22 protein-coding genes and 1 pseudogene are annotated in these 25,707 nt (G+C 62.1%); 14 read left to right on the top strand and 9 right to left on the bottom strand.

The window, feature by feature from the left end; genetic code table 11:
* Nucleotides 1-324: 324 nt before the first annotated feature.
* The 5 genes from fabB to ACTJK7_RS28035 all read right to left on the bottom strand — a co-directional run bounded on the left by fabB (nt 325) and on the right by ACTJK7_RS28035 (nt 7,226).
* Nucleotides 325-1,545, bottom strand: a complete 1,221-nt coding sequence (gene fabB, locus ACTJK7_RS28015; protein ID WP_007957797.1) for a beta-ketoacyl-ACP synthase I — start codon at nt 1,543-1,545, stop codon at nt 325-327.
* 11 nt (nt 1,546-1,556) lie between these two features.
* Nucleotides 1,557-2,072, bottom strand: coding sequence for a 3-hydroxyacyl-[acyl-carrier-protein] dehydratase FabA (fabA, locus tag ACTJK7_RS28020; RefSeq protein ID WP_003227150.1), 516 nt, complete (start codon nt 2,070-2,072; stop codon nt 1,557-1,559).
* A gap of 247 nt (nt 2,073-2,319) precedes the next feature.
* The gene (locus tag ACTJK7_RS28025) at nt 2,320-4,221 is read right to left on the bottom strand and encodes an ATP-binding protein (RefSeq protein ID WP_282474093.1); all 1,902 of its coding nucleotides are present in this window, start codon (nt 4,219-4,221) and stop codon (nt 2,320-2,322) included.
* The gene (locus tag ACTJK7_RS28030; RefSeq protein WP_236189979.1) at nt 4,218-5,150 is read right to left on the bottom strand and encodes an ABC transporter substrate-binding protein; all 933 of its coding nucleotides are present in this window, start codon (nt 5,148-5,150) and stop codon (nt 4,218-4,220) included. Before ACTJK7_RS28030 ends, ACTJK7_RS28025 begins: the two co-directional genes overlap by 4 nt.
* On the bottom strand, nt 5,151-7,226 hold the full coding sequence (locus ACTJK7_RS28035; RefSeq protein WP_440781012.1) for a TonB-dependent receptor plug domain-containing protein: 2,076 nt from the start codon (nt 7,224-7,226) through the stop codon (nt 5,151-5,153).
* 244 nt (nt 7,227-7,470) lie between these two features.
* Between ACTJK7_RS28035 and ACTJK7_RS28040 the strand changes: the two genes are divergently transcribed.
* The 9 genes from ACTJK7_RS28040 (at nt 7,471) to ACTJK7_RS28080 (ending at nt 15,344) form a co-directional block, all read left to right on the top strand.
* Nucleotides 7,471-8,496, top strand: a complete 1,026-nt coding sequence (locus ACTJK7_RS28040; RefSeq protein WP_064383544.1) for an NAD(P)H-dependent glycerol-3-phosphate dehydrogenase — start codon at nt 7,471-7,473, stop codon at nt 8,494-8,496.
* A gap of 18 nt (nt 8,497-8,514) precedes the next feature.
* A complete protein-coding gene (locus ACTJK7_RS28045) occupies nt 8,515-8,862 on the top strand; it encodes a DUF4389 domain-containing protein (protein WP_085655762.1) in 348 nt (115 codons plus the stop codon).
* On the top strand, nt 8,859-9,311 hold the full coding sequence (gene sixA / locus ACTJK7_RS28050) for a phosphohistidine phosphatase SixA (protein ID WP_085655763.1): 453 nt from the start codon (nt 8,859-8,861) through the stop codon (nt 9,309-9,311). The genes ACTJK7_RS28045 and sixA overlap by 4 nt, the downstream gene beginning before the upstream one ends.
* A gap of 81 nt (nt 9,312-9,392) precedes the next feature.
* Nucleotides 9,393-11,048, top strand: a complete 1,656-nt coding sequence (locus tag ACTJK7_RS28055; protein ID WP_108562989.1) for an AMP-binding protein — start codon at nt 9,393-9,395, stop codon at nt 11,046-11,048.
* Nucleotides 11,049-11,079: 31 nt separating this feature from the next.
* The gene (locus tag ACTJK7_RS28060; protein ID WP_007957810.1) at nt 11,080-11,523 is read left to right on the top strand and encodes a hotdog fold thioesterase; all 444 of its coding nucleotides are present in this window, start codon (nt 11,080-11,082) and stop codon (nt 11,521-11,523) included.
* Between the two features lie 118 nt (nt 11,524-11,641).
* On the top strand, nt 11,642-12,448 hold the full coding sequence (locus ACTJK7_RS28065; RefSeq protein WP_039772855.1) for an alpha/beta fold hydrolase: 807 nt from the start codon (nt 11,642-11,644) through the stop codon (nt 12,446-12,448).
* Nucleotides 12,445-13,299 carry an alpha/beta hydrolase gene (locus ACTJK7_RS28070; RefSeq protein WP_064383535.1) on the top strand — a complete coding sequence of 285 codons (855 nt, stop codon included), beginning with the start codon at nt 12,445-12,447 and terminating at the stop codon, nt 13,297-13,299. The genes ACTJK7_RS28065 and ACTJK7_RS28070 overlap by 4 nt, the downstream gene beginning before the upstream one ends.
* A 127-nt stretch (nt 13,300-13,426) precedes the next feature.
* Complete coding sequence (locus ACTJK7_RS28075; protein ID WP_064383534.1) at nt 13,427-14,233, top strand: DUF4892 domain-containing protein; 807 nt, start codon at nt 13,427-13,429, stop codon at nt 14,231-14,233.
* Between the two features lie 70 nt (nt 14,234-14,303).
* Entirely contained in the window at nt 14,304-15,344 is a 1,041-nt protein-coding gene (locus ACTJK7_RS28080) for an AI-2E family transporter (protein WP_064383533.1), read from the top strand.
* Between the two features lie 598 nt (nt 15,345-15,942).
* Here ACTJK7_RS28080 and xopAW read toward each other — a convergent pair.
* The 3 genes from xopAW to ACTJK7_RS28095 all read right to left on the bottom strand — a co-directional run bounded on the left by xopAW (nt 15,943) and on the right by ACTJK7_RS28095 (nt 18,708).
* Entirely contained in the window at nt 15,943-16,800 is an 858-nt protein-coding gene (gene xopAW, locus ACTJK7_RS28085; protein WP_440781013.1) for a XopAW family type III secretion system calcium-binding effector, read from the bottom strand.
* 109 nt (nt 16,801-16,909) lie between these two features.
* Nucleotides 16,910-17,959, bottom strand: coding sequence for a sensor histidine kinase (locus tag ACTJK7_RS28090; RefSeq protein WP_440781014.1), 1,050 nt, complete (start codon nt 17,957-17,959; stop codon nt 16,910-16,912).
* Entirely contained in the window at nt 17,959-18,708 is a 750-nt protein-coding gene (locus tag ACTJK7_RS28095) for a response regulator (protein ID WP_064384157.1), read from the bottom strand. Before ACTJK7_RS28095 ends, ACTJK7_RS28090 begins: the two co-directional genes overlap by 1 nt.
* A 295-nt stretch (nt 18,709-19,003) precedes the next feature.
* On the opposite strand from ACTJK7_RS28095, the gene pyrF reads away from it, so the two are divergent.
* Nucleotides 19,004-19,702: an orotidine-5'-phosphate decarboxylase gene (pyrF, locus tag ACTJK7_RS28100; protein WP_007960372.1), complete on the top strand. Its 699-nt coding sequence runs from the start codon at nt 19,004-19,006 to the stop codon at nt 19,700-19,702.
* A gap of 52 nt (nt 19,703-19,754) precedes the next feature.
* Here the strand turns inward: pyrF and ACTJK7_RS28105 are convergent, their stop codons facing one another.
* Entirely contained in the window at nt 19,755-20,759 is a 1,005-nt protein-coding gene (locus ACTJK7_RS28105; RefSeq protein WP_440781015.1) for an NADP-dependent oxidoreductase, read from the bottom strand.
* 229 nt (nt 20,760-20,988) lie between these two features.
* Between ACTJK7_RS28105 and ACTJK7_RS28110 the strand changes: the two genes are divergently transcribed.
* The 4 genes and pseudogenes from ACTJK7_RS28110 to ACTJK7_RS28125 all read left to right on the top strand — a co-directional run bounded on the left by ACTJK7_RS28110 (nt 20,989) and on the right by ACTJK7_RS28125 (nt 25,419).
* Nucleotides 20,989-21,750, top strand: a complete 762-nt coding sequence (locus tag ACTJK7_RS28110) for an SDR family oxidoreductase (RefSeq protein ID WP_007917441.1) — start codon at nt 20,989-20,991, stop codon at nt 21,748-21,750.
* A gap of 195 nt (nt 21,751-21,945) precedes the next feature.
* A complete protein-coding gene (locus tag ACTJK7_RS28115) occupies nt 21,946-23,346 on the top strand; it encodes a PLP-dependent aminotransferase family protein (protein ID WP_440781016.1) in 1,401 nt (466 codons plus the stop codon).
* A gap of 987 nt (nt 23,347-24,333) precedes the next feature.
* Nucleotides 24,334-24,510: pseudogene (locus tag ACTJK7_RS28120) on the top strand (HAMP domain-containing protein); the annotation flags it as partial.
* A gap of 204 nt (nt 24,511-24,714) precedes the next feature.
* Nucleotides 24,715-25,419 carry a methyl-accepting chemotaxis protein gene (locus ACTJK7_RS28125; protein WP_440781017.1) on the top strand — a complete coding sequence of 235 codons (705 nt, stop codon included), beginning with the start codon at nt 24,715-24,717 and terminating at the stop codon, nt 25,417-25,419.
* Nucleotides 25,420-25,707: the final 288 nt, after the last annotated feature.

Here is a 25,707-nt window from a genome sequence, read left to right on the forward strand (position 1 = left end):
AGATTTTGTTAGCCTGCTAAGTAAACGTCCGATTCGTGCAATGTATTCTTGCGAAATCTGCAACAGCGCTGGAGCCCGCAGAAACCGCGACATTCAGTCGCAGGGCGGTAAGTTGCATGACAAACGTTTCATCTTCAGAAGCTCCAAAGTCCCTGTGGGAGCTGGCTTGCCAGCGATTGCGGAGTGTCAGCCGGCATGGATGTTCGCTGTGCCGACGTTATCGCTGGCAAGCCATCTCCCACAGGGATAAGCGCTTTTCTCCAGGCGAAAAAAAACGCCCCGAACCAGTCGGGGCGTTTTCATGTGCGGCTCAGCGGGAGGGAATTACTTGCCTTCCCAGCGCTTCAGCACGAGGGTGGCGTTAGTGCCACCGAAGCCGAAGCTGTTGCTCATCACGGTGTTGATGGTGGCGTTCTCGCGGGTCTTGGTCAGCACCGGCAGATCGGCCACTTCAGGGTCCAGTTCGTCGATGTTGGCCGAACCGGCGATGAAGTTGCCTTCCATCATCAGCATGCAGTAGATCGCTTCGTGAACGCCGGCGGCGCCCAGGGAGTGACCGGACAGGCTCTTGGTGGAGCTGATGGCCGGGGCCTTGTCGCCGAACACTTCACGCACACCTTTCATTTCCGCGACGTCACCGACCGGAGTCGAAGTGCCGTGGGTGTTCAGGTAGTCGATCGGGGTATCGACGGTGGACAGCGCCTGCTGCATGCAGCGGATTGCGCCTTCGCCGCTTGGAGCCACCATGTCGTAGCCGTCGGAAGTCGCGCCGTAGCCAACGATTTCCGCGTAGATCTTCGCGCCACGGGCCAGGGCGTGTTCCAGCTCCTCGACCACTACCATGCCGCCACCGCCAGCGATGACGAAACCGTCACGGTCAGCGTCGTAGGCGCGGGAGGCTTGTTCCGGGGTGTCGTTACGCTTGCTGGACAGAGCGCCCATGGCGTCGAACAGGAACGACTGGCTCCAGTGCTCCTCTTCACCGCCGCCGGCGAACACGATGTCCTGCTTGCCCATCTGGATCTGTTCCATGGCGGTACCGATGCAGTGAGCACTGGTGGCGCAGGCAGAAGCGATGGAGTAGTTCAGGCCCTTGATCTTGAACGGCGTGGCCAGGCAGGCCGAAACGGTGCTGCTCATGGTCCGCGTTACACGGTATGGGCCGACGCGCTTGACGCCTTTCTCGCGCAGGATGTCCAGCGCTTCCATCTGGTTCAGGGTCGACGCGCCGCCGGAACCTGCGATCAGGCCGGTACGCGGGTTGGACACTTGCTCTTCGGTCAGACCGGAGTCGGCGATGGCGTCTTTCATGGCCAGGTAGGCGTAAGCCGCTGCGTGGCCGACGAAGCGATAGATCTTGCGATCGATCAGCTCTTCAAGGTTGAGGTCGATGGAGCCGGAAACCTGGCTACGCAGACCCATTTCGGCGTATTCCGGGTTGAACCGGATGCCAGGGCGGCTTGCACGCAGGTTAGCGGAGACGGTCTCTTTGTCATTGCCCAGGCACGAAACGATGCCCAGACCAGTGATAACGACGCGGCGCATGCGAATAACCCTTAGAAGTTGTCAGTGGAGGTGAACACGCCGACGCGAAGGCCTTCGGCGGTATAGATTTCGCGACCGTCGACAGTCACCGAACCGTCGGCGATGGCCAGGTTCAGCTTGCCCTTGAGGACGCGCTTGATATGAATGTTGTAGGTGACTTTCTTGGCGGTCGGCAGGACCTGGCCGAAGAATTTCACTTCGCCCGAACCCAGCGCACGGCCACGGCCCGGCAGGCCTTGCCAGCCCAGGAAGAAGCCGACCAATTGCCACATGGCGTCCAGACCCAGGCAGCCCGGCATCACCGGATCGCCTTCGAAGTGGCACGCGAAGAACCACAGGTCAGGGTTGATATCCAGCTCGGCGACCAATTCACCTTTGCCGTACTTGCCGCCTTCTTCGCTGATCAGGGTGATGCGATCCACCATCAGCATGTTCGGGGCGGGCAGTTGCGCGTTACCTGGGCCGAACAGCTCACCGCGACTGCAGCGCAGCAGGTCTTCCCGAGTAAAGGCGTTTTGTTTGGTCATGCGAGCTCCTCAATAATCCCATGCGGCAGGTGGGGCAAATCTTCCCGGCCGATCGACGCGTTCATGCCTCGAACCGGCAGCCTACTCATAGACTATTGCGTTGTGGTGAAAGTCACAGCACCAAGGACATGAATGTACACTTGTGCACTGAAATTTTTAATCAAGCCCCTTTTGAGGCTCGTTCGGGTGCCTAAGACTGCCGCACTTTCGCTTTTCACGCCAGTCGCAGATGCTCGAAAGGGCCCCGTTACTGCACCCATCGCTGCAGAATCTGCTGCAGATCATTGCGTTTGAATGGCTTGGCCAGGTAATCGTTCATGCCCGCCGCGAGGCAGTTTTCCCGGTCGCCCTGCAAAGCATTGGCGGTCAGGGCGATGATCGGCACCTGGCCGCAGCCGGGCAGCTGCCGGATCTGCCGGGTCGCTTCGTAACCGTCGATCAGCGGCAAGCGGCAATCCATCAGGATCGCTTCGAAACGGCTGTCCCCGGCACTGCGCACCGCCTGCACGCCATCGGCGGCGACGCTGACGGTAAAGCCCAGGCTGCGCAACATCGCTTCGATCACCGTCTGGTTGACCGGGTTGTCCTCGACCAGCAGCACATTTCGGCCTTCGCCGTGACTTGCACCGTTCAATGTGCGCGGTGCGGCAAGCGCGGGCAGCGCCTGCTTATATAAGGCCAGTGGTATTTCCAGGGTGAACACCGAGCCGCGACCTTCTTCACTCTGGGCGCGCAAGGTGCCGCCCATCCGTTCGGCGAGCGTGCGGGCAATTGGCAGGCCCAGACCGGTGCCGCCATATCGACGGGAAATCGAGCTGTCGGCCTGCTGGAACGCGTTGAACATCAGTTCCAGGCTCTCTGACGAAATGCCGATGCCGCTGTCACGCACCGCGCAGGTGAACCACAGCAATTCGTGATCCAGCGATTGCCATTGCGCCTCGATGCTGACGCGCCCCTGCTCGGTGAACTTCAAGGCATTGCCCACCAGGTTGACCAGAATCTGCCGGATCCGCGTCGGATCGCCCTGTACCTGCAAGTCGTGCATGTCATCGGGGATCCGCAGTTGCAGGGCCAGCCCGCGTTGCGCCGCGCTGTGCTGGAAGGAATGGGCGCAGGCGCCGATCAGGTCGGCGAGGTTGAACGGAATGTGCTCCAGCTCCAGTTCCGAACGCTCGATGCGCGAGAAATCCAGAATGTCGTTGATCACCTTGAGCAAATGCTCGGTGGACTCGGAAGCCAGCGCCGCATACTCGACCTGCTCTTCGGTCATGTCGGTGGTTTCCAGCAATTGCAGCATGCCCAAGACGCCGTTCATCGGTGTGCGCAGTTCATGGCTCATCATCGCCAGGAAATCCGATTTGGCATTGTTGGCTTTCTCCGCCTCTTCGCGGGTCTGGATCAGTTGCGCCATCGCCTGATGCTGCTCGCGGCTGGCCTGTTCCAGCGCCTGGGCCAGGTTGTTGATGTGCTGGGACAGGGCGCCCAGCTCGGTGTCATCGACAATCGGCAGTGGGGTCTTGTAATCGCCGTCCTGAATCGCCTTGACCGCATTGCCGATGTCGCGAATCGGCTGCGACAGACTGCCGGCCAGCCGCCGCGCCAGGACGAACGTGAAGAGCAGGGCGAACAACGCGAGAATCCCGGCCTTGAGCAAAATTTCCTGTTGGCGCTGACTGAACGCGTCATTCGACAGACCGACGATCACCCGTCCCAGATAGTCCTCGCTGGCCACGCCGGGGCTGCTCTTGCCGTCCTGAAAAAAATCGTTGTGCAGGGCGATGCGTTGCAGCCGCACCGGCGCCTGGAACACTTCGACCTGATGCGGGCGATTGTGCGCATCCGCCGGCTGTTCGACGTAGGCCAGAATCCGGTTGGCGCTGTCCTGCACTTCCAGAAACCGCACGTTCGGCGTGGCCAGCGTGGCCTTGAGCAGGCTTTCCAGGACTTCGTTGTTGCCGGAAATCACCCCGTACTCGGTGGCCGGTGCGAGTTGGTTGGCGATCAACTGGCCGGTGTGGTTCAGCTCCTGACGCAAATCCTGAATGCGCACGAAGGTGAAAAAGCTGATCAGCAGCAAGGTCAGCAACAGCGCAGGGCCCAGACTGATCAACTGAGTGCGGGTGTTGATGTCCCAACGGCGGAATATCATGGGCGGCGCTCTCCTTCGGCCAGCTCTGCGGCGACAGACGCTTCATTGATCGGTTCTATCCCTAAGGAACGAGCCACCTGCGCATTACTTGAGACTTTAAAACGCCCGGGATAGAGCGTGCGCGGCCAGGTGGCCGGTGGCCGGTCCAGCAGTTCGTCGAGGACGGCCAGCCAGTCGTTCTGATCGCTGTAGGTACTGGCCAGGCTGCCGGCGCGAACGAACGAGACATTCGGCCCGACCAGTGCCAGTTGCCGAGAGTAACTGCTGAGCAACAGGTTTTTTGCGGTTTTCGGGTTGTACAGATCAGGGTCGTCGAGGCCCAGCAGCACGTCGCTGTTTTTCAGCACGGTCTGCAAGGGGCGGCTGTCATGGGTGTTGTCCCAGCGCTGCGGGACGATTTGCAGATTCAGCGGCTGGGCGGCCGATTGCAGCTCCTTGAGCAGGAACTCGCTGTGCTGATCGAACAGCACGCCGACGCGCCCGGCCTGGGGCAGAATCCGGCGGATCAGTTGCAACTGACGACTCAGCGGCGGATCGGCCCACAGCAGGCTCAAGTGGGGTGGCTGCGCGTCGCCGAAGCGTTGCCGGGCTTGCAAGCGGCTGATGCGCAGGACCAACGTCGCCGGCCCCTGGCTTTCCTGCATGCGCCAGTCGAGGCTCGGCAGATCCAGCAGGATCAGGCGCAGGCTCGACGGCAACTTGCCCGGCGCCGGCAGGCTGGCCAGTGGCTGGAAATGCACGCGATCGGTGGGGCGCAATTCGCTCAGGGCCTGAACGAAGGACTGCACGCCGGGGCTTTCCTCGGCGCCGGTCAGCAGAATATCGGCCGCCTGCACGGCCACGCCATGCAGCCATGCTGTCAGGAACAGACAAAGCCCGGCCAACCATTGGCCGAGCGTTGGCATCTTCCGTGACAGGGCGTAGCGCATCTAGAACTCCAGCTCGGCGCTGAAATACACCACGCGGCGTTCGTCGTAATTGTTGTCGACGAAGGTGGTTGGCTCATGGTCGAGGCGTTGTTGCAGCACGCCGGCCAGTTGCAGTTGGGCCTTGCCCAGGGCGAAGCGTTTGGCGATGCGCGTGTCGACCCGCTCGAAGCGGTAACCGTTGAGCGCGTTGTCACCGTAATAGAAGAGGGCGCTGTTCCAGCCGTGGCCCCAATCGCGCAGCCAGCCGGCCGAGCCGCTGTTGCGCGCGGTGAATTGCTGATCCAGCGGATTGCTCGCCTCGGCGTCGACGAAGGCGTAGGTCAGGCGCAAGCGGTCAGCCGCACTCAGGCGCCAGTCCAGTTGCGTCTCGGTGCCGCGAAACCGCGAATCGTTGGCGTTGCTGGCGATGTACTGATTGTTGCGCAGCGGTTCGCTGATCATCCCGGTGATTTCGTCGTAGAACAGCTTCACGTCCAGCGCCAGGCCCCACTCCGAGAAGTAGCCGTTGTAGCCCAGCTCCCGCGAGCGCATGTGCTCCTGGTCCAGATCGCCGGGGCCCCGGGTCTTGACGAAGTAGCGGGCCGAAGACTGGCCATAGGCGGCGGGCCGCAGGTTGGTCACCTGATAACTCCAGTTGACGTTGTTCTCGAACATGTCCGGCGAACGGATGGCCTCTGAATACACCGCGCGCAGGCTGTGGCGTGGATTGATCAGGTAATTGACCGCAAACCGGGGCGTCAGTGAGCTGCCGATCAATTGCGTGTCTTCGAACATGGCGCCGCCCTGTAGCAGCCAGTGTTCGCTGGCGCGCCATTCGAGTTGGCCGAAGGCGCGCCAGGTGGTGTCGTCCAGCGTGCCGTTGAAATAGGTCTCGGAATCGGCCCGGTCGTAACGATAGTTCAGGCCGCTGACCAGACGCAGGCTATCGGACAGGCTGAGGGTGTCCTGCAACTCCAGGTCGTAACGCGATTCCCGGGCACTCTGGTCGATGTCGCCGCACAGGGTCTGGCGCGCACCGTTGCGCCACTGGTCCAGCACCTGATTGGCCAGGGTCATTTCCTGCGGCGTGCCGGCGGGTGCGCCGGGGCCGGTGAACAGCGTCATGTTGCGGGCCAGGCGCTCGGTGTAGTTCGGGTTGAGTTGCCACAGCTCCGTCAATTGCGGGCTGAACGACACTTCGGCGTCACAGGCGCGCCAGGTTTGCTGGCGATCCCAGTGTTGCGCAGAACCTTGCACATAAAGGCTGTGATCGGGATTGAGGTCCAGATTCCAGCGCACCGAACCGGCATAGTCCTTGGCAACCACGTCGGAATTGTTCCCGGCGGCGGTAATCCCGGAGAACACCGGACGGTAGGTGTAAGGCCGTTGATTGGTCCCGTCCTTGGCGTTGATCTGCCAGTCCAGGCTCTGGTTGTCGCTCAGGGTCTGGCTGACGGCGAGACTGAAGCGGTTCAAGCGGCGGTTGTCGCGGTAATCGGCGCCGGTACGGTCGCTGTCGAAGCCGTCGTCTTCCTGGCCGGACAGCGACAGACGCAGATCGCCGCCATTCCAGCCGGTGCTCTGGCTGGCATAGAAGTCGTTGATGCCGCGTTGGCCGCGCGTCAGCTTCAGTCGCGTGCCATGGCTGTCAGCGGGATTGCGGGTAATGATATTGACCACCGCCATCAGCGCGTTGGCGCCGTAGCTGACGGTGTTCGGGCCGCGAAAGACTTCGATGCGCTCGATATCTTCCATGGCCACCGGAATGTCGCTCCAGTCCACCGTCGCGAGACCGGCGCGGTACACCGAGCGGCCGTCGATCAACACCTGCATGCGCCGGGCTTCGCTGGCGTTGGTCCCGTGATAGTTCACCGCCGCCTGATTGCCGCTGATGTTGCCGACCATCATCCCCGGCACCAGGCGCAGCAGCTCGCTGATGTCCCGGGCACCGCTGGCGCTGATCAGTTCGCTGTCCAGTACGGTCATGCTGCCCGGAACTTCCGCCGGCGACTGTTTCAGCCGCGTGGCGGTCAGGATCTGCGGCAAGGCCTCACTGTCGACAAACAGGTCGTCCGCCAGCAGCATCGGGCTGAACATTAGCGCCAGCAGCAGGGACGAACGCGGAGAAGGGGGGCCAGAAAACACGACGCAGCCTTGATAGCAAAGAATTGGCGCGCATGTTAACCGAGGTCGACGACTTTTCCAGTCACGTTGCAGGCATTTTCCTCGGTTTTATTGGTCTTCTTCCTACATGTGCGGGTAATTGACGCCGGGGCTGTCCGAGAAGGGGACGCTCCGTATAATGCCGGCATCGCCACTGGTATGGATTAACGGATTACATATGACTGAACAGCGCCCGATTGCGGTCCTGGGAGGCGGAAGTTTCGGTACCGCCGTGGCCAATCTGTTGGCCGAGAACGGCCATCAAGTCCGGCAGTGGATGCGTGACCCCGAACAGGCCGAGGCCATCCGGGTCAATCGCGAGAACCCGCGTTACCTCAAAGGCATCAAGATTCTGCCGGGCGTGACTGCGGTCACCGACCTGCAGGAAACCCTCGACGCCTGCGATTTGTGTTTTGTGGCGTTGCCGTCCAGCGCGCTGCGCACGGTTCTGGCGGCACATGCCGAGCGCCTGAGCGGCAAGATGCTGGTCAGCCTGACCAAGGGCATCGAAGCCCACACCTTCAAACTGATGAGCCAGATCCTCGAAGAGATCGCCCCCGAGGCGCGCATCGGCGTGCTGTCCGGGCCGAACCTTGCGCGAGAGATCGCCGAACACGCGCTGACCGCCACCGTGGTCGCCAGCGAAGATGAAGAACTCTGCAAAGCCGTGCAGGCCGCATTGCATGGCCGCACGTTCCGCGTCTACGCCAGCGCCGACCGTTTCGGTGTGGAACTGGGCGGCGCACTGAAAAACGTCTACGCGATCATCGCCGGCATGGCGGTGGCGCTGGAGATGGGCGAGAACACCAAGAGCATGCTGATCACTCGCGCCCTGGCCGAGATGACCCGGTTTGCGGTGAATCAGGGCGCCAACCCGATGACCTTCCTCGGTCTGGCGGGGGTCGGCGATCTGATCGTCACCTGCTCGTCGCCGAAAAGCCGCAACTACCAGGTCGGTTTTGCCCTCGGCCAGGGCTTGAGCCTCGACGAAGCGGTGTCGCGCCTGGGTGAGGTGGCCGAAGGCGTCAACACCCTGAAAGTGCTCAAGGCCAAGGCCCAGGAGGTCGGCGTTTACATGCCGCTGGTCGCCGGACTGCATGCAATCCTGTTCGAAGGGCGCACGCTTGAGCAGGTGATCGGTCTGCTGATGCGTGCCGAACCGAAAACCGATGTCGACTTTATTTCCACCAGTGGTTTCAACTGATTCAGCAGGGAGCAGGCCATGAACGATCCGAAAACCGAAGCCAAATATGAATCCATCCTCCTGCGGGTGTTGTGGATGATTGTTTACATCCTGGTCTGGCAGGTAGCGCAGTTCATCCTCGGCGCGGTGGTGCTGGTGCAGTTGATCTATCGTTTGATCTATGGCGCCCCGAGCGTCAGCCTGATGAATTTCGGCGACAGCCTGAGTCAGTTTCTGGCGCAGATCGGCCGTTTCGGCAGCTTCCACAGCGACCAGAAACCCTGGCCGTTCGCCGACTGGCCGGCGCCGCGTACGCCGGAAGGTGAGGCGCCACACGTCGTCGCGCCGGCACCGCATCCGGTTCGGGATGAGGAACCCAAGCTATGAAACTCTGGGTATTGCGTCACGGTGAGGCCGAGCCCTATGGCTCGCGCCCGGATTCCGAGCGGGAGCTGACCGCCCACGGTCGCCAGGAAGTGTTGAGCAGCGCGGCCCGCTTGATCGGCCAGCCGCTGACCGCCATCTACGCCAGCCCTTACCTGCGGGCGCAGCAGACGGCGCAACTGGTGCGCGAAGCCCTTGGCTTCGAGCCTGAGATCCGCACAGTCGAGTGGCTGACGCCGGAAGTTGACCCGGACCGCGTGGCCGAGCAACTGGTGTCGGTGAGCAACGTGCTGCTGGTCAGCCACAATCCGCTGGTGGGCAATCTGCTCAGCTACCTGCAACACGGTGCCGGCTACCCACCGGAAAAGGTCAGCACCGCCGGGCTGGCCGAGCTTGAACACAGCGAGTTGCTGATCGGCTCGATGACGCTCAACAGCCTTAAACATCCCTGAAATTTTTTGTATGAAATAGTCAACCAAGCACTTGCTTGGTTGACTACGCTTGCTCCAGACCAAAAAACAGGAGCGAGTCGAATGTCTTCCGCCTTCCGTTTGCCGCTGGACGTGTTTTATGAGCGCGAGGCCCGGCACCCGCGTCAGCGTTTTCTGGTGCAGCCGATCGGCGGCGGGCAGGTCGAGACACTGACCTGGGCCGACGTCGGCCATCAGGCTCGCTGCGCGGCGCACTGGCTGCGATCCCGGGAATTGCCGCAAGGCAGCCACATCGCCCTGATCTCGAAAAACTGCGCGCACTGGATCATCGCCGATCTGGCGATCTGGATGGCCGGGCATGTCTCGGTGCCGCTCTATCCGAACCTCACCGCCGAATCGGTGAATCAGGTGCTGACCCACTCGGAAAGCGTGCTGGCGTTCATCGGCAAACTCGATGACTGGCCGGGCATGTCGCCGGGTGTACCGGCCGGCCTGACCATCGTCAGCCTGCCGCTGCATCCGCCGGGCACGTTCGATTTCAACTGGGATGACCTGCAACGCAGCTCACCGATCCAGGACGATCCGCGTCCCGCTGCCGATCAACTGGCGACCATCATTTACACCTCCGGCACCACCGGCCTGCCCAAGGGCGTGATGCACAGCTTCGCCAATCTCGGATTCGCGACGACGCGCGGTACGCAGCTGTTCGGCCTCAATGAGAACGACCGGCTGCTGTCGTATTTGCCGCTGTGCCACGTGGCCGAGCGGATGTTCGTTGAGCTGGCGTCGATCTACACCGGGCAAACGGTGTTTTTCGCCGAGAGCCTCGACACCTTTCTTGCCGATCTCAAGCGGGCGCGACCAACGGCGATGTTCGGGGTGCCGCGGATCTGGACCAAGTTCCAGATGGGCGTCTACAGCAAGATCCCGGCGAAACGTCTGGATTTCCTGCTCGGTCTGCCCTTCATCGGCAAGCGGATCGGCCACAAGGTATTGGCGGGGTTGGGGCTGGATGCCTTGCGCGTGGCCTTGTCCGGTGCGGCGCCGGTGCCGCTGACCCTGTTGCGCTGGTATCAGAAACTCGGGCTCGACGTGCTGGAGGTCTACGGCATGACCGAAAGCTGCGGTTATTCGCACATCTGCCTGCCGGGGCAATACAAGGAAGGCTGGATCGGTCGGCCGTGCCCCGAAGTTGAAGTGCGGATCGACGAGTCCGGCGAAGTGCAGGTGCGCAGCCAGGCGAACATGCTCGGCTATTTCAAGGAGCCGCAGAAAACCGCCGAGACCCTCACCGAAGACGGTTTCCTGCGCACCGGCGACAAGGGCGAGCAGGACGCTGAAGGACGTTTGCGCCTGACCGGGCGGCTCAAGGAAATCTTCAAGACCAGCAAGGGCAAGTACGTCGCCCCGGCGCCGATCGAAAATCGGCTGGCGGTGCATTCGCGGATCGAACAAGTCTGTGTGGTCGGTGATGGCCTGAGTGCACCGCTGGGGTTGTGCGTTCTTTCCGCCGTAGGCCGGGAAGAGCCCCGCGCGCCGCTGCATTCGAGCCTGGAAAAATTGCTGGAGGAGGTCAACGCCGTCCTCGACAAGCACGAGCGCTTGCGCCGACTGGTGGTGGTCAAGGACAGTTGGGCGGTGGAGAACGGCTTCCTCACGCCGACTTTGAAGATTAAACGCAACATCATCGAAGACACCTACGGAGCACGTTTCGAAGAATGGAGCGAGCGCAGCGAGGCGGTGCTGTGGCAGGATTGAGCGTCGATCAAAACAACAAAGGAAGCCTGCGATGACCTTGTGGCGCACCACTCCGAACATCGAGCAGTTGAACGCAATCCAGAAAAACACCATCGGCGAAGTGCTGGACATCCGCTTCGAGTCCTTCGACGAGGAATCCCTGACGGCCAGCATGGTCATCGACCATCGCACCCATCAGCCTTACGGCCTGCTGCACGGCGGCGCCTCGGTGGTGCTGGCGGAAACGGTCGGGTCGATGGCCAGTTACCTGTGCATCGACGCCAGCAAGTTCTATTGCGTGGGCCTGGAAATCAACGCCAACCACTTGCGTGGTCTGCGCAGCGGGCGGGTGACGGCGGTGGCCAAACCGATCCACATCGGCCGTACCACCCACGTCTGGGACATTCGCCTGACCAGCGATGAAGGCAAGGCCAGTTGTGTATCGCGCCTGACCATGGCGGTGGTGCCGCTGGGAGAACAACCGCCGGCACGTTGATGGCGCGAGCGTCATAGCCCTGACCGGACTGTCATCATTCCTGGCAGTTACGGTCATTGCTGTGGGACGCGGTCTTACGGACAATCAACGCCTGTTTTCCGCTCATGGATTTGCCGGTATGTCGCAACCGATCTTCTTCGCCCACGCCAACGGTTTCCCTTCGGGTACCTACGGCAAACTGTTCGCGGCGCTGGCGCCCGAGTACCGGGTCGCGCATCTGGAACAACACGCCCATGACCCGCGTTTCCCGGCGGGTGACAACTGGTACCACCTGGTCGACGAACTCATCCATCACCTGCAACAACAAGATGAACCAGTGTGGGGTGTTGGCCATTCCTTCGGCGGCATGCTGCATTTGCACGCCGCACTGCGTTGCCCGGAACTGTATCGGGGCGTGGTGATGCTCGACTCGCCGGTGCTGACCCGCACCGATCAATGGGTGATCCGCGCCGCCAAGCGCTTTGGTTTCATCGACAAACTGACGCCGGCCGGCCGCACGCTCGGGCGGCGCGAAGAATTTGCCGACCTGGACAGCGCCCGTGGTTATTTTGCCGGCAAGACGTTGTTTCGCAGCTTTGATCCGGAATGTTTCGATGCCTACTTGCAGCATGGTCTGCACAAGGTCGGCGACAAATTGCGCCTGCGCTTCGATCCTGCGACCGAGATCAGCATCTATCGCGGCGTGCCGCACACCAGTCCTGCGCATACCCGGCAATTGAAAGTACCGCTGGCGGTGGTGCGCGGGCACAAGAGCCGCGTGGTGATGAACCACCACACCCGGTTCGTCGGGCGCCTGCCTCAAGGCGAGTCGCTGACCGTGCCCGGCGGCCATATGTTTCCGCTTGAACGTCCGCAGGACACCGCACAATTGCTGAAAAACCTGTTCAATCGCTGGGAGCGCCGGCAAGACAAGGATTGCGCATGAACCCCGCCGTCGAAGAAGTGCGCCTGAGCCTGCCGCATATCGAACTGGCAGCGCACCTGTTCGGCCCGGAAGACGGGTTGCCGGTGATCGCCCTGCACGGCTGGCTGGACAACGCCAACAGCTTCGCCCGCCTGGCGCCCAAGCTCAAAGGCTTGCGCATCGTGGCGCTGGACATGGCCGGTCACGGGCATTCCGGGCACCGGCCGAACGGCGCCGGTTACGCACTGTGGGATTACGCCCATGACGTGCTGCAGGTCGCCGAACAACTGGGCTGGAAGCGTTTCGGCCTGCTCGGGCACTCCATGGGCGCCATTGTTTCGCTGGTGCTGGCTGGCTCGTTGCCCGAACGCATCACCCATCTGGCGTTGATCGACGGGGTAATTCCTCCTACCGACAAAGGCGAGAACGCCGCCGAGCGTATGGGAATGGCCCTGCAGGCGCAGCTCGATCTTCGAGAAAAGCGCAAACCGGTCTACAACACTCTCGACCGGGCGATCGAGGCGCGGATGAAAGGGCTGGTGGCGGTCAGTCGCGAGGCCGCCGAACTGCTGGCCCGGCGCGGTCTGATGCCGGTGCCCGGCGGTTACACCTGGCGCACCGACAACCGCCTGACCCTGCCATCGCCGCTGCGCCTGACCCAGGAGCAGGCGATGGCGTTCGTCCAGCGCATTGCCTGCCCCGCGCAATTGGTGGTCGCCGCTGACGGCATGCTGGCCAAACATTCGGAGCTGCTGGAGCGTCTACCCTTTGACCGGGAACAGCTGCCGGGCGGGCACCATCTGCACCTGAACGATGAGGCCGGGGCCGACCTTGTCGCAGACTGTTTCAATCGGTTCTTCGCCATTCCTTGACTTGCTCCCGGCAACTGTCGAGGCTGGGCAGGTTGAAATGGGAGACAACCAAGATGGATTTCTACACCGCTGCGACTTCAAACTGCCCTCAAGGCACCCAGGCCATGCCCCTGCGATGAGCCTGTCCATGCGATCTATCAGTCTGCTGGCGCTGTGCTGTTTCAGTCCCTTTCTATTCGCTGCCGACCTGCCGGGCAGTCAGGACCTGCCGATCGTGCCGCGTGTGGCCGATGCACAGATCGTCGACTATCGCCCCGCCGTGGAGCTGGAGCGGATCTACCCGCTCGGCTCGATCCGCAAGATCAGCGGCCAGTTGCGTTTCGACGGCCAGGTCAGCGCCCGGGGGCAAACCACCTCGGTGACCTATGAATTGCCGCCGGAACATTCCGCCACCGAAGCTTTCACCCTCGCTCGCGAAGCCCTGCAAAAGCAGGACGCCCAGCTGTTGTTCTGGTGCCAGGCCCGGGATTGCGGCGAGAGCAGCCTGTGGGCCAACGAGGTGTTCGGCAACGCCAAGCTGTACGGTGCCGACGAGCAGCAGGCCTATCTGCTGTTGAGGCTCGCGGCCCCGCGCGACAACACGCTGGTGGCGCTGTACAGCATCACCCGCGGCAATCGCAAAGCTTATCTGCACGTTGAACAGTTTGAAGCACTGGCACCGCTCGGTGAGCTGCTGCCGACCTCGGCCACGCTGTTGCGGGAACTGAAAAGCACCGGCGAACTGGATTTTCCAAAACTGGCCGGCGATCCGGATGACACCTGGCTGCGCTTGCTGTCCCGTGGCTTGAACCTCGACACCACGTTGCGGGTGACGGTGTCCGGACCCAAGGCCGAGGCCTGGCGGCAGGCGCTGATCGGGCAGGGCGTGCGCGCCGCGCGAATGGAAACCGGCAGTGTCGACGGCGAAGGTCTGCGCATCGATCTGTTGCGATAAGGTGTCTTTGGCGGACACGCTCGACGTGTTCGCCTACTCTTTGCCTGACTGATTTTTTTCGAGATTTCACATGCCCAATAATGATCGTCTGCTGGTGCAGATCCTGTTGCTGGTGTTGTTTGGTGCCAGTTTCTGGGTGATGGCGCCGTTCTGGTCGGCGCTGTTCTGGGGCGCGGTGCTGGCGTTTGCCAGTTGGCCGCTGATGCGCTTGCTGACCCGCTGGCTCAATGGCCGGGAATCCCTCGCGGCGCTGGTCCTGACCATGGGCTGGATGTTGCTGGTGGCGGGGCCGCTGGTGTGGCTGGGGTTCAATCTGGCCGATCACGTGCGTGATGCCACGGCGTTCATCAAGGATGTGCAGGTCGACGGATTGCCTGAGGCGCCGAGTTGGCTGGGCGGCGTGCCGTTGGTGGGTGAGCGTCTTGTCGGGATCTGGAACAGCATCGATCAGCAGGGCGCGGCGCTGATGGTGACGGTCAAACCCTATCTGGGGCAGGTCGGCAACTGGTTGCTGGCGCGCAGTGCGCAGATCGGCAGCGGGATTCTCGAGCTGACCCTGAGCATTGTCTTCGTGTTCTTTTTCTACCGCGACGGGCCGCGACTGGCGGCGTTCGTGCACAGTCTGCTGCAACGCCTGATCGGTGACCGGGCCGGGTACTACATCGATCTGGTGGCCGGTACCGTGCAACGGGTGGTCAACGGGGTGATCGGTACGGCGGCGGCGCAAGCGGTGCTGGCGCTGATCGGTTTCCTGATTGCCGGGGTACCGGGGGCGCTGGTGCTGGGGATCGTGACGTTCCTGCTCAGTCTGATTCCGATGGGACCGCCGCTGGTGTGGATTCCGGCCACGGCGTGGCTGGCCTGGAAGGGCGAGTACGGGATGGCGGTGTTTCTCGGGATCTGGGGGACGTTCATCATCAGTGGCGTGGATAACGTGCTCAAGCCGTATCTGATCAGCCGGGGCGGGAATCTGCCGTTGGTGATTGTGTTGCTTGGGGTGTTTGGCGGGTTGATTGCGTTTGGGTTTATCGGGTTGTTTATCGGGCCTACGCTTTTGGCTGTTGCTTATAGTTTGTTGACGGATTGGAGTAAGAGTCAGGCTCGGGTTTGAGGCTTTTGCCTTGGCGGCCTTTGGGCCGACCAGGTTTTGGGTTGACTGTGTACATATCCGTTTCTTCGGGTGCTGCGGCTGACGGTTTCGCCCTTACGGCGAGTCCCTTTTGGCAAACGCCCCAAAAGGAACCAAAAGGGCTTGCCCCAACGTCCGGCGCCTCGCTGTGGCTCGGCGTTCCTTCGCTCCGGGATTCATCCGGGGGCATCGCCTACGGTTTGCTTCGCTGCACCTCCTCTCGATGCATGCGGCTGCGCCGCACGGTCGCTGCGCTCCCACCCCCGGATAAATCCCTCCACTCAGCCTTCCGAAGGGGCCGGTACGTCAAAAGCGGTACTCGAGCTAACGCTCATTGTGTTGAGTGGTGGGAAGCCAAAGCGAAAGCCAAAGCCAAATCAGGAGTGGGGTTGTATATGTTTTTGAAAACCTGAGTTCACTTCGGCATTTCATGTCGGTGTAGTTCGCTTAAACACCTCGGTCGGTCCCCTCTCCCTCTGGGAGAGGGCTAGGGTGAGGGGCGCTTTGATGACACACCGCTAAGTCGAAGCAAACCACTCACCCAGCCAACCTCAGTCGTCCCTCAAATCCTCACCCAAACTCAAGTCGCCACATTCAAATACTTGCCCACCGACGCGGTGCTTTCGAGCGAGTACTGCTTGCTCAGATTGGCAATCATGCGGTTCAGCGCTTCGGTGGTGGTTTGAGTATTGCTGGCGGTCTGTTCGTCATCCGGGCGCTCACGGCCTGTATGCAGTGCAGCTTTCAGTTCGTCGCTGCTGACGTTTCCACTGCTGTCGCTGTCCAGCACTTTGAGCAGGGCGGCGGCGGTGTCGGTGTTGTTCGATGAGGTGCCGTCGCTGGCCTGCAGCGCGCTGTTCAGTTCGGTGGCGGTGACGCTGCCGTCGCCGTCGGCATCGAGCTGGCTGAAGAGTTCGTCGCTGGAGGCTTGCGGCGGCGGGGGTGGCGGTGGGGTGAGGCTGGCGGCGAGTTCGTCCTGGCTGACGACGCCGTCTTCGTTTTTGTCCAGGGCCGAGAAGATTTTGCTGCTGTCGGCGGTGCTGCCGGCGCTGGTCAGGCCATTGCTCAGCTCGTCGCTGCTGATGGCGCCGTCGCCGTCGGCGTCAAGGGCGCTGATCAGGGCGTCGGCGAGTTCGGTGTTGGGGGCCTGGTCGCCTGGGGGCGGTGGGGGTGGGGCCATGGCGGTCATTTCTTCGGCGCTGAGGCTGCCGCTGGAATCGCTGTCCAGATCGCCGAATTGTTTGCTCAGGCTTACCAGCAGGCCGTCGTTGGACTTCTGCGACAGGGCACTGCCCAGTTCGTCCTGATCCACCGCGCCGTCGCCGTTGCTGTCGAGCTTGGCGAACAGTTCCTTTTGCAGTTGCTGGCTGCGGGCGTTTTGGGTGGAGGTGCTGCTGGTGCTGGTATAGCTCGTGTAGTTGCTGACGCTACCGATCATCGGGCTCACTCCTTGGACTGGAAACCGGTGGGTGTACCGGCTTATGCAGCCTCAAGGCACAAGGTGTCTCGGGTATGTGAGGTTTGTACCGGTCGGTACACAGTCGAGATCAGTGGCGAGGCAGTTGGATCACGGCGGTCAGGCCGCCGCCGGGTGTTTCTGTCAGGGTCAGTTGTCCGCCCTGGCGTTGCGCCGCTTCCCGGGCGATGGTCATGCCCAGGCCGACGCCGCCGGAGTTGCGGTTGCGTGAGCCTTCGAGGCGGAAGAACGGTTCGAATACGGCTTCACGCTTGTCCGCCGCGATGCCCGGGCCGTGGTCGATGACGCGGATCAGCAGTTGTTCGCGCTGGTCTTGCAGTTCGATGTGCGCTTGGCCGGCGTAGCGCAGGGCGTTGTCCATCAGGTTGTTGATGCACGAGCGCAAGGCCATCGGCTGTACCTGCAACGGGGCGCAGTGGCCGCTGACCTGAACGTCGGCGCCTTGATCCTGGGCGTTTTCGCACAGCGATTCGACCAGCGCTTGCACGTCCATCAACTGCAAGGCTTCGCTGGTGCGTTGTTCGTGCAGGTAGGTGAGTGTGGCGTCGAGCATACCGATCATGTCGTCCAGATCCTGGCGCATCTGGCCCTGCAGCTTGTCGTCGTTGATGTTTTCCAGGCGCAGTTTCAGCCGCGACAGCGGGGTGCGCAGGTCGTGGGAGACGGCGCCGAGCATTCGTGCGCGTTGCTGCACCTGTTCGCGGATGCGCTGCTGCATCAGGTTGAAGGTGTACGCAGCCTGCCGTGCTTCCCGTGGGCCGGTTTCGTCCAGTGGCGGGCTGTCGAGGTCTTCGCTCAGGCGCTCGGCGGCGTCGCTCAGGCGCTGGATCGGCCGGGTCAACAGCTTGGCGCCGTACCAGGCGGCGATGATCAGCGAGATGAACTGGAAGGTCAGCGGCACGATCGGCCCGCCGAACCACGGTCGCGGCGGACGGGGCGGGTAGCGCGGATCCTGCGGCGGCTGTTTGCCGTCGAGGTTTTGCGAAAACTCCGGCGGCGGAGGTGGGGGCGGCGGGCCGTAATGGTGGAACCAGGCGAAAGCCAGCAAGTGCGCCAGGACGATCGCCACCAACAGCACACCAAACAGGCGGCCGAACAGCGTGTCGAAGCGCGCCCGCATCAGCCGATGTCCCGCGCGTCGAACAGGTAGCCTTCACCGCGAACGGTTTTGATCAACTGCGGGGCTTTCGGGTCGTCGCCGAGTTTTTGCCGCAGGCGCGAGACCAGCAGGTCGATGCTGCGGTCGAAGGCTTCGATCGAGCGGCCACGGGCGGCGTCCAGCAACTGTTCGCGGCTGAGCACCCGGCGCGGACGTTCGATGAACACCCAGAGCAGGCGGAATTCGGCGTTCGATAGCGGCACCACCAGGCCATCGTCAGCGATGAGCTGGCGCAGGACGCTGTTCAGGCGCCAGTTGTCGAAGCGAATATTCGCACGCTGTTCGGTGCGGTCGTCGCGCACCCGACGCAGAATCGTCTGGATCCGCGCCACCAGCTCCCGAGGTTCGAACGGTTTGGCCATGTAGTCATCGGCGCCCAGTTCCAGGCCGATGATCCGGTCGGTGGGTTCGCAGCGGGCGGTGAGCATCAGGATCGGGATGTCCGATTCGGCGCGCAGCCAGCGGCACAGCGACAGGCCATCTTCGCCGGGCAGCATCAGGTCGAGCACCACCACGTCGAAATGCTCGGCCTGCATCGCCTGGCGCATCGCCGCGCCGTCGGTGACGCCGCTGGCGTGAATGTTGAAGCGGGCCAGGTAGTCGATCATCAGTTCGCGGATCGGCACGTCATCGTCGACGATCAGCGCGCGGATGCTCCAGCGCTTGTCGTCTTTCTGCTCGTCGTTCACGGAGACTTGGGAGTTGTGCATGAGGCTGTTCATCTGCCAGTAGGCCGCCAACCACAAAGATAGGCTGCGAGGTTGTGGTTTCAGCATAGGCGTCCGGCCGTGAGGCGGGAAGGGCTGCTGTAAGGACTTGTTGCGGCTGGCGAGGCTAGCGCGGGCGCATGTTGCCGGCGTGTCGGTTGTGTATCGGGTTCGACACAATACCCTGCAAGGCTATGCTGATCACGGTTGGCGCGACGATTTACCGATCATCGGGTGCCGCGCCGTCGCCGGTTCCGCTACAATGCGCGCCGATTTCGACTTGCCTGAGAGCCCATCCATGTCCGCCTGCCAGACTCCTATCATCGTCGCCCTGGATTTCCCTACCCGTGACGCCGCACTGAAGCTGGCCGACCAGTTGGACCCGAAACTGTGCCGGGTCAAAGTGGGCAAGGAACTGTTCACCAGCTGCGCCGCGGAAATCGTCGGCACCCTGCGTGACAAGGGTTTTGAAGTATTCCTCGACCTGAAATTCCATGACATTCCCAACACCACGGCGATGGCGGTCAAGGCCGCGGCCGAGATGGGCGTGTGGATGGTCAACGTTCACTGCTCCGGCGGCCTGCGCATGATGGCGGCCTGCCGTGAAGAGCTGGACAAGCGCAGCGGCCCGCAACCGTTGCTGATCGGCGTGACCGTGCTGACCAGCATGGAGCGTGAGGATCTGGCGGGTATCGGTTTGGACATCGAGCCGCAGGAGCAGGTGCTGCGTCTGGCGGCACTGGCCGAGAAGGCCGGGATGGACGGTCTGGTGTGCTCGGCGCTGGAAGCCACTGCGCTGAAAACCGCGCACCCGTCGCTTCAACTGGTGACCCCGGGGATTCGTCCGGCCGGCAGTGCCCAGGACGACCAGCGTCGCATCCTGACCCCGCGTCAGGCGCTGGATGCCGGTTCCGACTATCTGGTGATCGGCCGTCCGATCAGCCAGGCGGCGGATCCGGCCAAGGCCCTGGCCTCGGTGGTTGCCGAACTGGCCTGAGCGAACAGCTGAAGCATCAAAGAAGGGAGCCCGATGGCTCCCTTCCTCGTTTTCAGACCTTCAGCACCAGTTTGCCGAAGTTCTCGCCGCTGAACAGTTTGCCCAGGGTTTCCGGGAAGGTTTCCAGGCCTTCGACGATGTCTTCCTTGCTCTTGAGCTGACCCTTGGCCATCCAGCCGGCCATTTCCTGGGCGGCGCTGGCGTACTGCGCGGCGTAATCCATCACCACGAAGCCTTCCATCCGCGCGCGGTTGACCAGCAGCGACAAGTAGTTGGCCGGGCCTTTGACCGCTTCCTTGTTGTTGTACTGGCTGATCGCGCCGCAGATCACCACGCGTGCTTTCAGGTTGATACGGCTGAGCACGGCGTCGAGGATATCGCCGCCGACGTTGTCGAAATACACGTCCACACCTTTCGGGCATTCGCGTTTAAGGCCGGCCAACACGTCTTCGCTCTTGTAGTCGATGGCGCCATCGAAGCCCAGTTCCTCGACCAGGAACTTGCACTTGTCCGCGCCGCCGGCGATCCCGACTACCCGGCAACCCTTGATCTTGGCAATCTGCCCGGCAATGCTGCCCACCGCGCCCGCTGCGCCGGACAGCACCACGGTATCGCCAGCCTTCGGTGCGCCGACGTCGAGCAGGGCAAAATAAGCGGTCATGCCGGTCATGCCCAGTGCGGACAGGTAAACCGGCAGCGGTGCCAGTTTCGGATCGACCTTGTAGAAACCTCTGGGCTCACCGAGGAAATAATCCTGCACGCCCAGCGCACCATTGACGTAGTCCCCGACCGCGAACTCCGGGTTGTTCGAGGCGACGACTTTACCCACGCCCAACGCGCGCATGACTTCGCCCAGACCCACCGGCGGAATGTAGGACTTGCCTTCGTTCATCCAGCCGCGCATGGCCGGGTCGAGGGACAGGTATTCGTTCTTGACCAGAATCTGCCCTGCCGCCGGCTCGCCGACCGGGACTTCCTGATAGGTGAAGGTCTCGCGGGTGGCGGCGCCCACCGGGCGTTTGGCGAGCAGGAACTGGCGATTGATCTGGTTGGTCATGACTGGCACTCGAGTTGAATGAAGCCTTGTTGATAGACCTTCATGAGCGATGCCGCAAGGTTGGCTCACGGGGCGAATGCAGGCCGATCCAGTACGGTGATAGTCGATCCATGGGTTTCATCACTGCGATTCATGCAAGCCTAACCGGCCTTTTGATAGTGCTGACGTCACTCAGGCCCCTCTGGCTATGCTGCCTTCATCAATCCCCCCCGCATTCGAGGACATAACAATGAGCATGACGTTTTCCGGTCAGGTAGCCGTCGTCACCGGCGCGGCCAACGGCATCGGCCGCGCGACGGCCCAGGCGTTCGCCGCCGAAGGTCTGAAAGTGGTGGTGGCCGATCTGGATGCGGCCGGGGGCGAGGGCACTGTGGCGCTGATTCGTACAGCCGGCGGCGAAGCGACCTTCGTGCGCTGCAACGTGACCGTCGAAAGCGAAGTGAAGAATCTGATGGATGAGGTAATCAATACCTACGGCCGTCTCGACTATGCCTTCAACAATGCCGGGATCGAAATCGAGAAGGGCAAACTGGCCGAAGGCTCGATGGACGAGTTCGACGCGATCATGGGCGTCAACGTCAAGGGCGTCTGGCTGTGCATGAAGTACCAGCTGCCGTTGCTGCTGGCGCAGGGCGGCGGGGCGATCGTCAACACCGCGTCGGTGGCTGGATTGGGCGCTGCGCCGAAGATGAGCATCTACGCGGCTTCCAAGCACGCGGTGATCGGCCTGACCAAGTCCGCCGCCATCGAATACGCCAAGAAGAAAATCCGCGTCAACGCCGTATGCCCGGCAGTGATCGACACCGACATGTTCCGTCGCGCCTATGAAGCGGATCCGAAGAAAGGCGAATTCGCCAACGCGATGCACCCGGTCGGCCGTATCGGCAAGGTCGAGGAAATTGCCAGCGCCGTGCTGTACCTGTGCAGTGATGGCGCGGCGTTTACCACCGGCCATTCGCTGGCCGTGGATGGTGGCGTGACCGCCTTCTGAGAGGCCATTGGCTGATGCATGAACGAGCCCGCCCACCGGCGGGCTTTTTTCGTCTCGGGGGCGGCTCCGTGAATTCGCTAAACAATGTGTTTCAAATATTGAGAAAGGAGGTTTTTGGCGGTTTTGTCGCACAGTCTCAAGGACGTGGCTGTGATTTACTGCCGCCAGCAAAAACGGACAGGAGTTTGCGTGCTCATGGAATTGAGAATTGACCGACAGGCAATGGTGCCGGTCGTACAGCAGATTGTTGACGGGTTGATCGACTGGATCATGCAAGGGCAGGTGCCGCCGACGACGCGCCTGCCCTCCGTGCGACACATAGCCCGGTGCAATCTGCTCAGCCAGTCGTGCGTCATGGAGGCCTGCGAGCGGCTGGTGACGCAGGGCGTTCTGGCCTCGCGCCAGGGCTCGGGTTTCATTGTGGCGGCTTCGCTGCCGGAGTGTTGCAAGGCGATCGATGGCTCCGCCAGTGAGGGGCAGTGCAGTGGGGGCGATCCAGCCACCCGATGGCGCGGCGGTTTGACGCTGGGTAGTGGCGTCCTGCCGGAGAGTTGGCGCGAGCCTGATGATCTTGGCTACGCGATCCGCGAGGTGACGCGCGCCGACATGGCCAGTCTGTTCAACTACAGCACGCCCCTGGGCCTGCCGGCGTTGCGCGAACAGATCGTCAAACGCCTGGGGTTGCTTAATATCAAGGCCGCCGAAGAACAGGTGATGACCACCGCTGGCGCCAGCCACGGACTGGACCTGATCGTGCGTACGTTGTTCAAGGCCGGTGATTGCGTCGTGGTCGAGACCCCCGGTTATGCGCCCCTGTTCGATCTCCTGCGCCTGCACGGCGTGCGCATGCTGGAGGTTCGTCGCACGGCGGGCGGGCCGGATGTCGAAGCACTCGAGACGTTGCTGCAGCAGTTTCGGCCGTCGGCGCTGTTCATCAACAGTCACCACCACAATCCCACGGGCAGTTGCCTGTTGCCGGCGGTCGCCCGACGAATCCTGGAGTTGAGCAGGATCTACGCTCTGAGGCTGATCGAAGATGATGTCTACGCCGACTTGCACAACGGTAGCGGTACTCGACTGGCAGCGCTGGATGACGAGAGGCAGGTGATTTACGTCGGCAGCTTTTCCAAGACCTTGAGCAGCTCGCTGCGGGTGGGTTTCGTGGTGGCCGATGGCGAGCTGATCGAGCGTATGGCGCGGGTCAAGATGATCAGTTGCATGGGCACCTCGAGGTTCTGCGAGGCGGTTCTGGCCGGATTGCTGGCCAGTGGTGCCTATCGAAAACTGGTACAGCGTCAGCGTCAGCGGCTTTCCACCGATCGTGCGGCTGCCCTTCAGGCGCTGGAAGATGCTGACTGGGAGGTGTTCGGCAAGCCCACCGGCGGTCTGTTCATCTGGGCACGTTCGCCAGTGGCCGATGAGGCGCGCTTGCGCAGGCATGCTCTGCGATGCGGTGTGCGGTTGTCCTGCGCAACGTCGTTCAGCCCCAGTGGCGAAGCCTGCGACTGGCAGCGGATCAACGTGGCTTACGCCTGTGATCCACGGGCACGGCAGTTTTTCCGCGATACAGCCATGGATCGACCTCGAACGTTCTGAAAACGACGCGAGCGTAGCTTTTTGCCATTATTCCGACGCCAGAGACTTGTGCTGGTTCGAGGCCATTGCGAATCTTCGACAACAGACTATGGCAGGGGACTACGCGCAATGATTTCGGCCGTGCAAGGACGTTTTGCCAACCTCGGTATGGCAAAAAAACTGGGTATCGGGTTTGTGCTGGTGTTGCTGCTGACGGCGCTGGTGGCCGCCATTGGCGTCTGGTCCCTGCAAACCATCAGTCAGCGCTTCGATGGCCTCAAGCAGATGTCATCGCTCAACAGTGGCTTGCTCAAGGTGCGCCTGCTGGAGCAGGACTACGCCCTGCACGGCAACCCGAAAACCGTCGATGCCTTGCACGAAGGCGTCGACGGTCTGATCGCCATGGCCGACCAACTCAAGATTTTGTCGCCGGGCAATGAGTCGGTCATGAATGACGTCCAACAGTCATTGGGTGCTTATCGCAAGGCGTTCGATGAATTCGTCTCGTTGTCCCAGGCCAAGGACCTGGCGCTGGAAATGGCCAGTTGGTCGGTGTCCAGCGTTGCCAACAATCTCGATGTGTTGCAGGCAGGACTTGCCGATGACGGCGCGTACACCCTGAAAGACAGCGAGGGCAAGGACGGGGCGCAATTCATCGAGCAGGCCGGTCAGGTCAGTCAGGTCTCACGCTTGATGTTGCAGGCGATGAACGAAGCGCGAGTACGCCTGGATCAGAGCCGCAAGGGTGACGACAGTGCCGGTCAGGGCAATATCGAGCAGGCTGCCCAGGCTCAGACCCAGGCCGAGCAGCTCAAATCCACGGTCAAGGATGAGGGTTACCTGACGGTGCTCAATGAAGTGTCGGGGCACATTGCCGGTTTCAGCGACAAGCTGGCCGAGTACACCGGATTGCTGGCCCAGGAAAAGACCGTTTATCAACAGCTGCACCAACGGGCCGACGAAGTCGTGGCGCGGGTCCAACAGGCCTATGTCGCGCAAGACGCCGCGATGCAGGGCGAACTGAAAAAGAATTCGGTGCTGATCATTGGATCATCGGCGCTGGCGTTGCTGGTCGGGCTGATTGCGGCGTGGGTGATCACCCGGTTGATCGTCGCACCGTTGCGCAGCGTGATTCATGTGGCGCAACAAATTGCAGCCGGTGATCTGAGCGCAACGATCGAGGTCTCCCGTCGCGACGAAATCGGCCAACTGATGCTGGCCATGCAGCAGATGGGCGCGGGCCTGAGCACGATTGTCAGCGGGTTGCAGGCGGGGATCGAACAGCTGGCGAGTTCGGCGCAATCGCTGTCGGCGGTGACCGAGCAGACCAACCTTGAGGTCAGCAGCCAGAAAGAGGAAACCGAACAGGTCGCCACGGCAATGAACCAGATGACCGCCACCGTGCACGATGTGGCGCGTAATGCCGAGGAGGCGGCGCTCGCGGCGCAGACCGCCGATGGCAAGGTCGAAAGTGGCCAGCAGGTGGTGCGCCAGAGCATGGCGCGGATCGAGCAACTGGCGGATTCGGCGACGTCGGCCAGTTCGAGCATCGAGAGCCTCAGTGCGGAGATCCAGAACATCGGCACGGTGCTGGGGGTGATCAAGAGTGTCGCCGAGCAGACCAACCTGCTGGCGCTCAACGCGGCGATCGAAGCGGCGCGGGCGGGCGAGCAGGGCAGGGGCTTTGCGGTGGTCGCCGATGAGGTACGGGCGTTGGCCCGGCGCACTCAGCAGTCGACCGAGGAGATCGAGCGGCTGGTCAGTGCCTTGCGTTCGGCGGCGCATTCGTCGGTGCAGCAGATTCAGAGCAGTGGCGAGCTGGTGAAGCTGGCGGTGAGTGATGCGTTGCAGACCGAAAGCGCACTGGGGAGTATTGCGGCGGCGGTTTCGTTGATTCAGCAGATGAACCAGCAGATTGCGGCGGCGGCCGAGGAGCAGAGTTCGGTGGCTGAGGAGATCAATCGCAGTGTGACGAGTATTCGGGCGAGTGCGGATCAGTCTTCGATTGCGATGCGGGGGAATGCGGCTTCGAGTGTTGAGCTGGCGCAGTTGGGGAGTGAGCTCAAGGGGATGGTGGGGCACTTTCGGCTTTGATTTGGATTTGACCTTGGCGGCCTTTGGGCCGACCAGGTTGCTGGTTGTTTGGTGTGAATATCCGTTTCTTTGGGTGCTGCCGCTGGCGGTTTCGCCCTTACGGCGAGTCCCTTTGGCAAACGCCCCAAAGGAACCAAAAGGCTGGGCCCCGGCGTTCGGCCCCTCGCTTGGGCTCGGGGTTCCTTCGCTCCGGGATTCATCCGGGGGCATCGCCTACGGTTTGCTTCGCTGCACCTCCTCTCGATGCATGCGGCTGCGCCGCACGGTCGCTGCGCTCCCACCCCCGGA

Source organism: Pseudomonas sp. 22085 (assembly GCF_052045815.1).
Lineage (GTDB): Bacteria > Pseudomonadota > Gammaproteobacteria > Pseudomonadales > Pseudomonadaceae > Aquipseudomonas > Aquipseudomonas glycinae.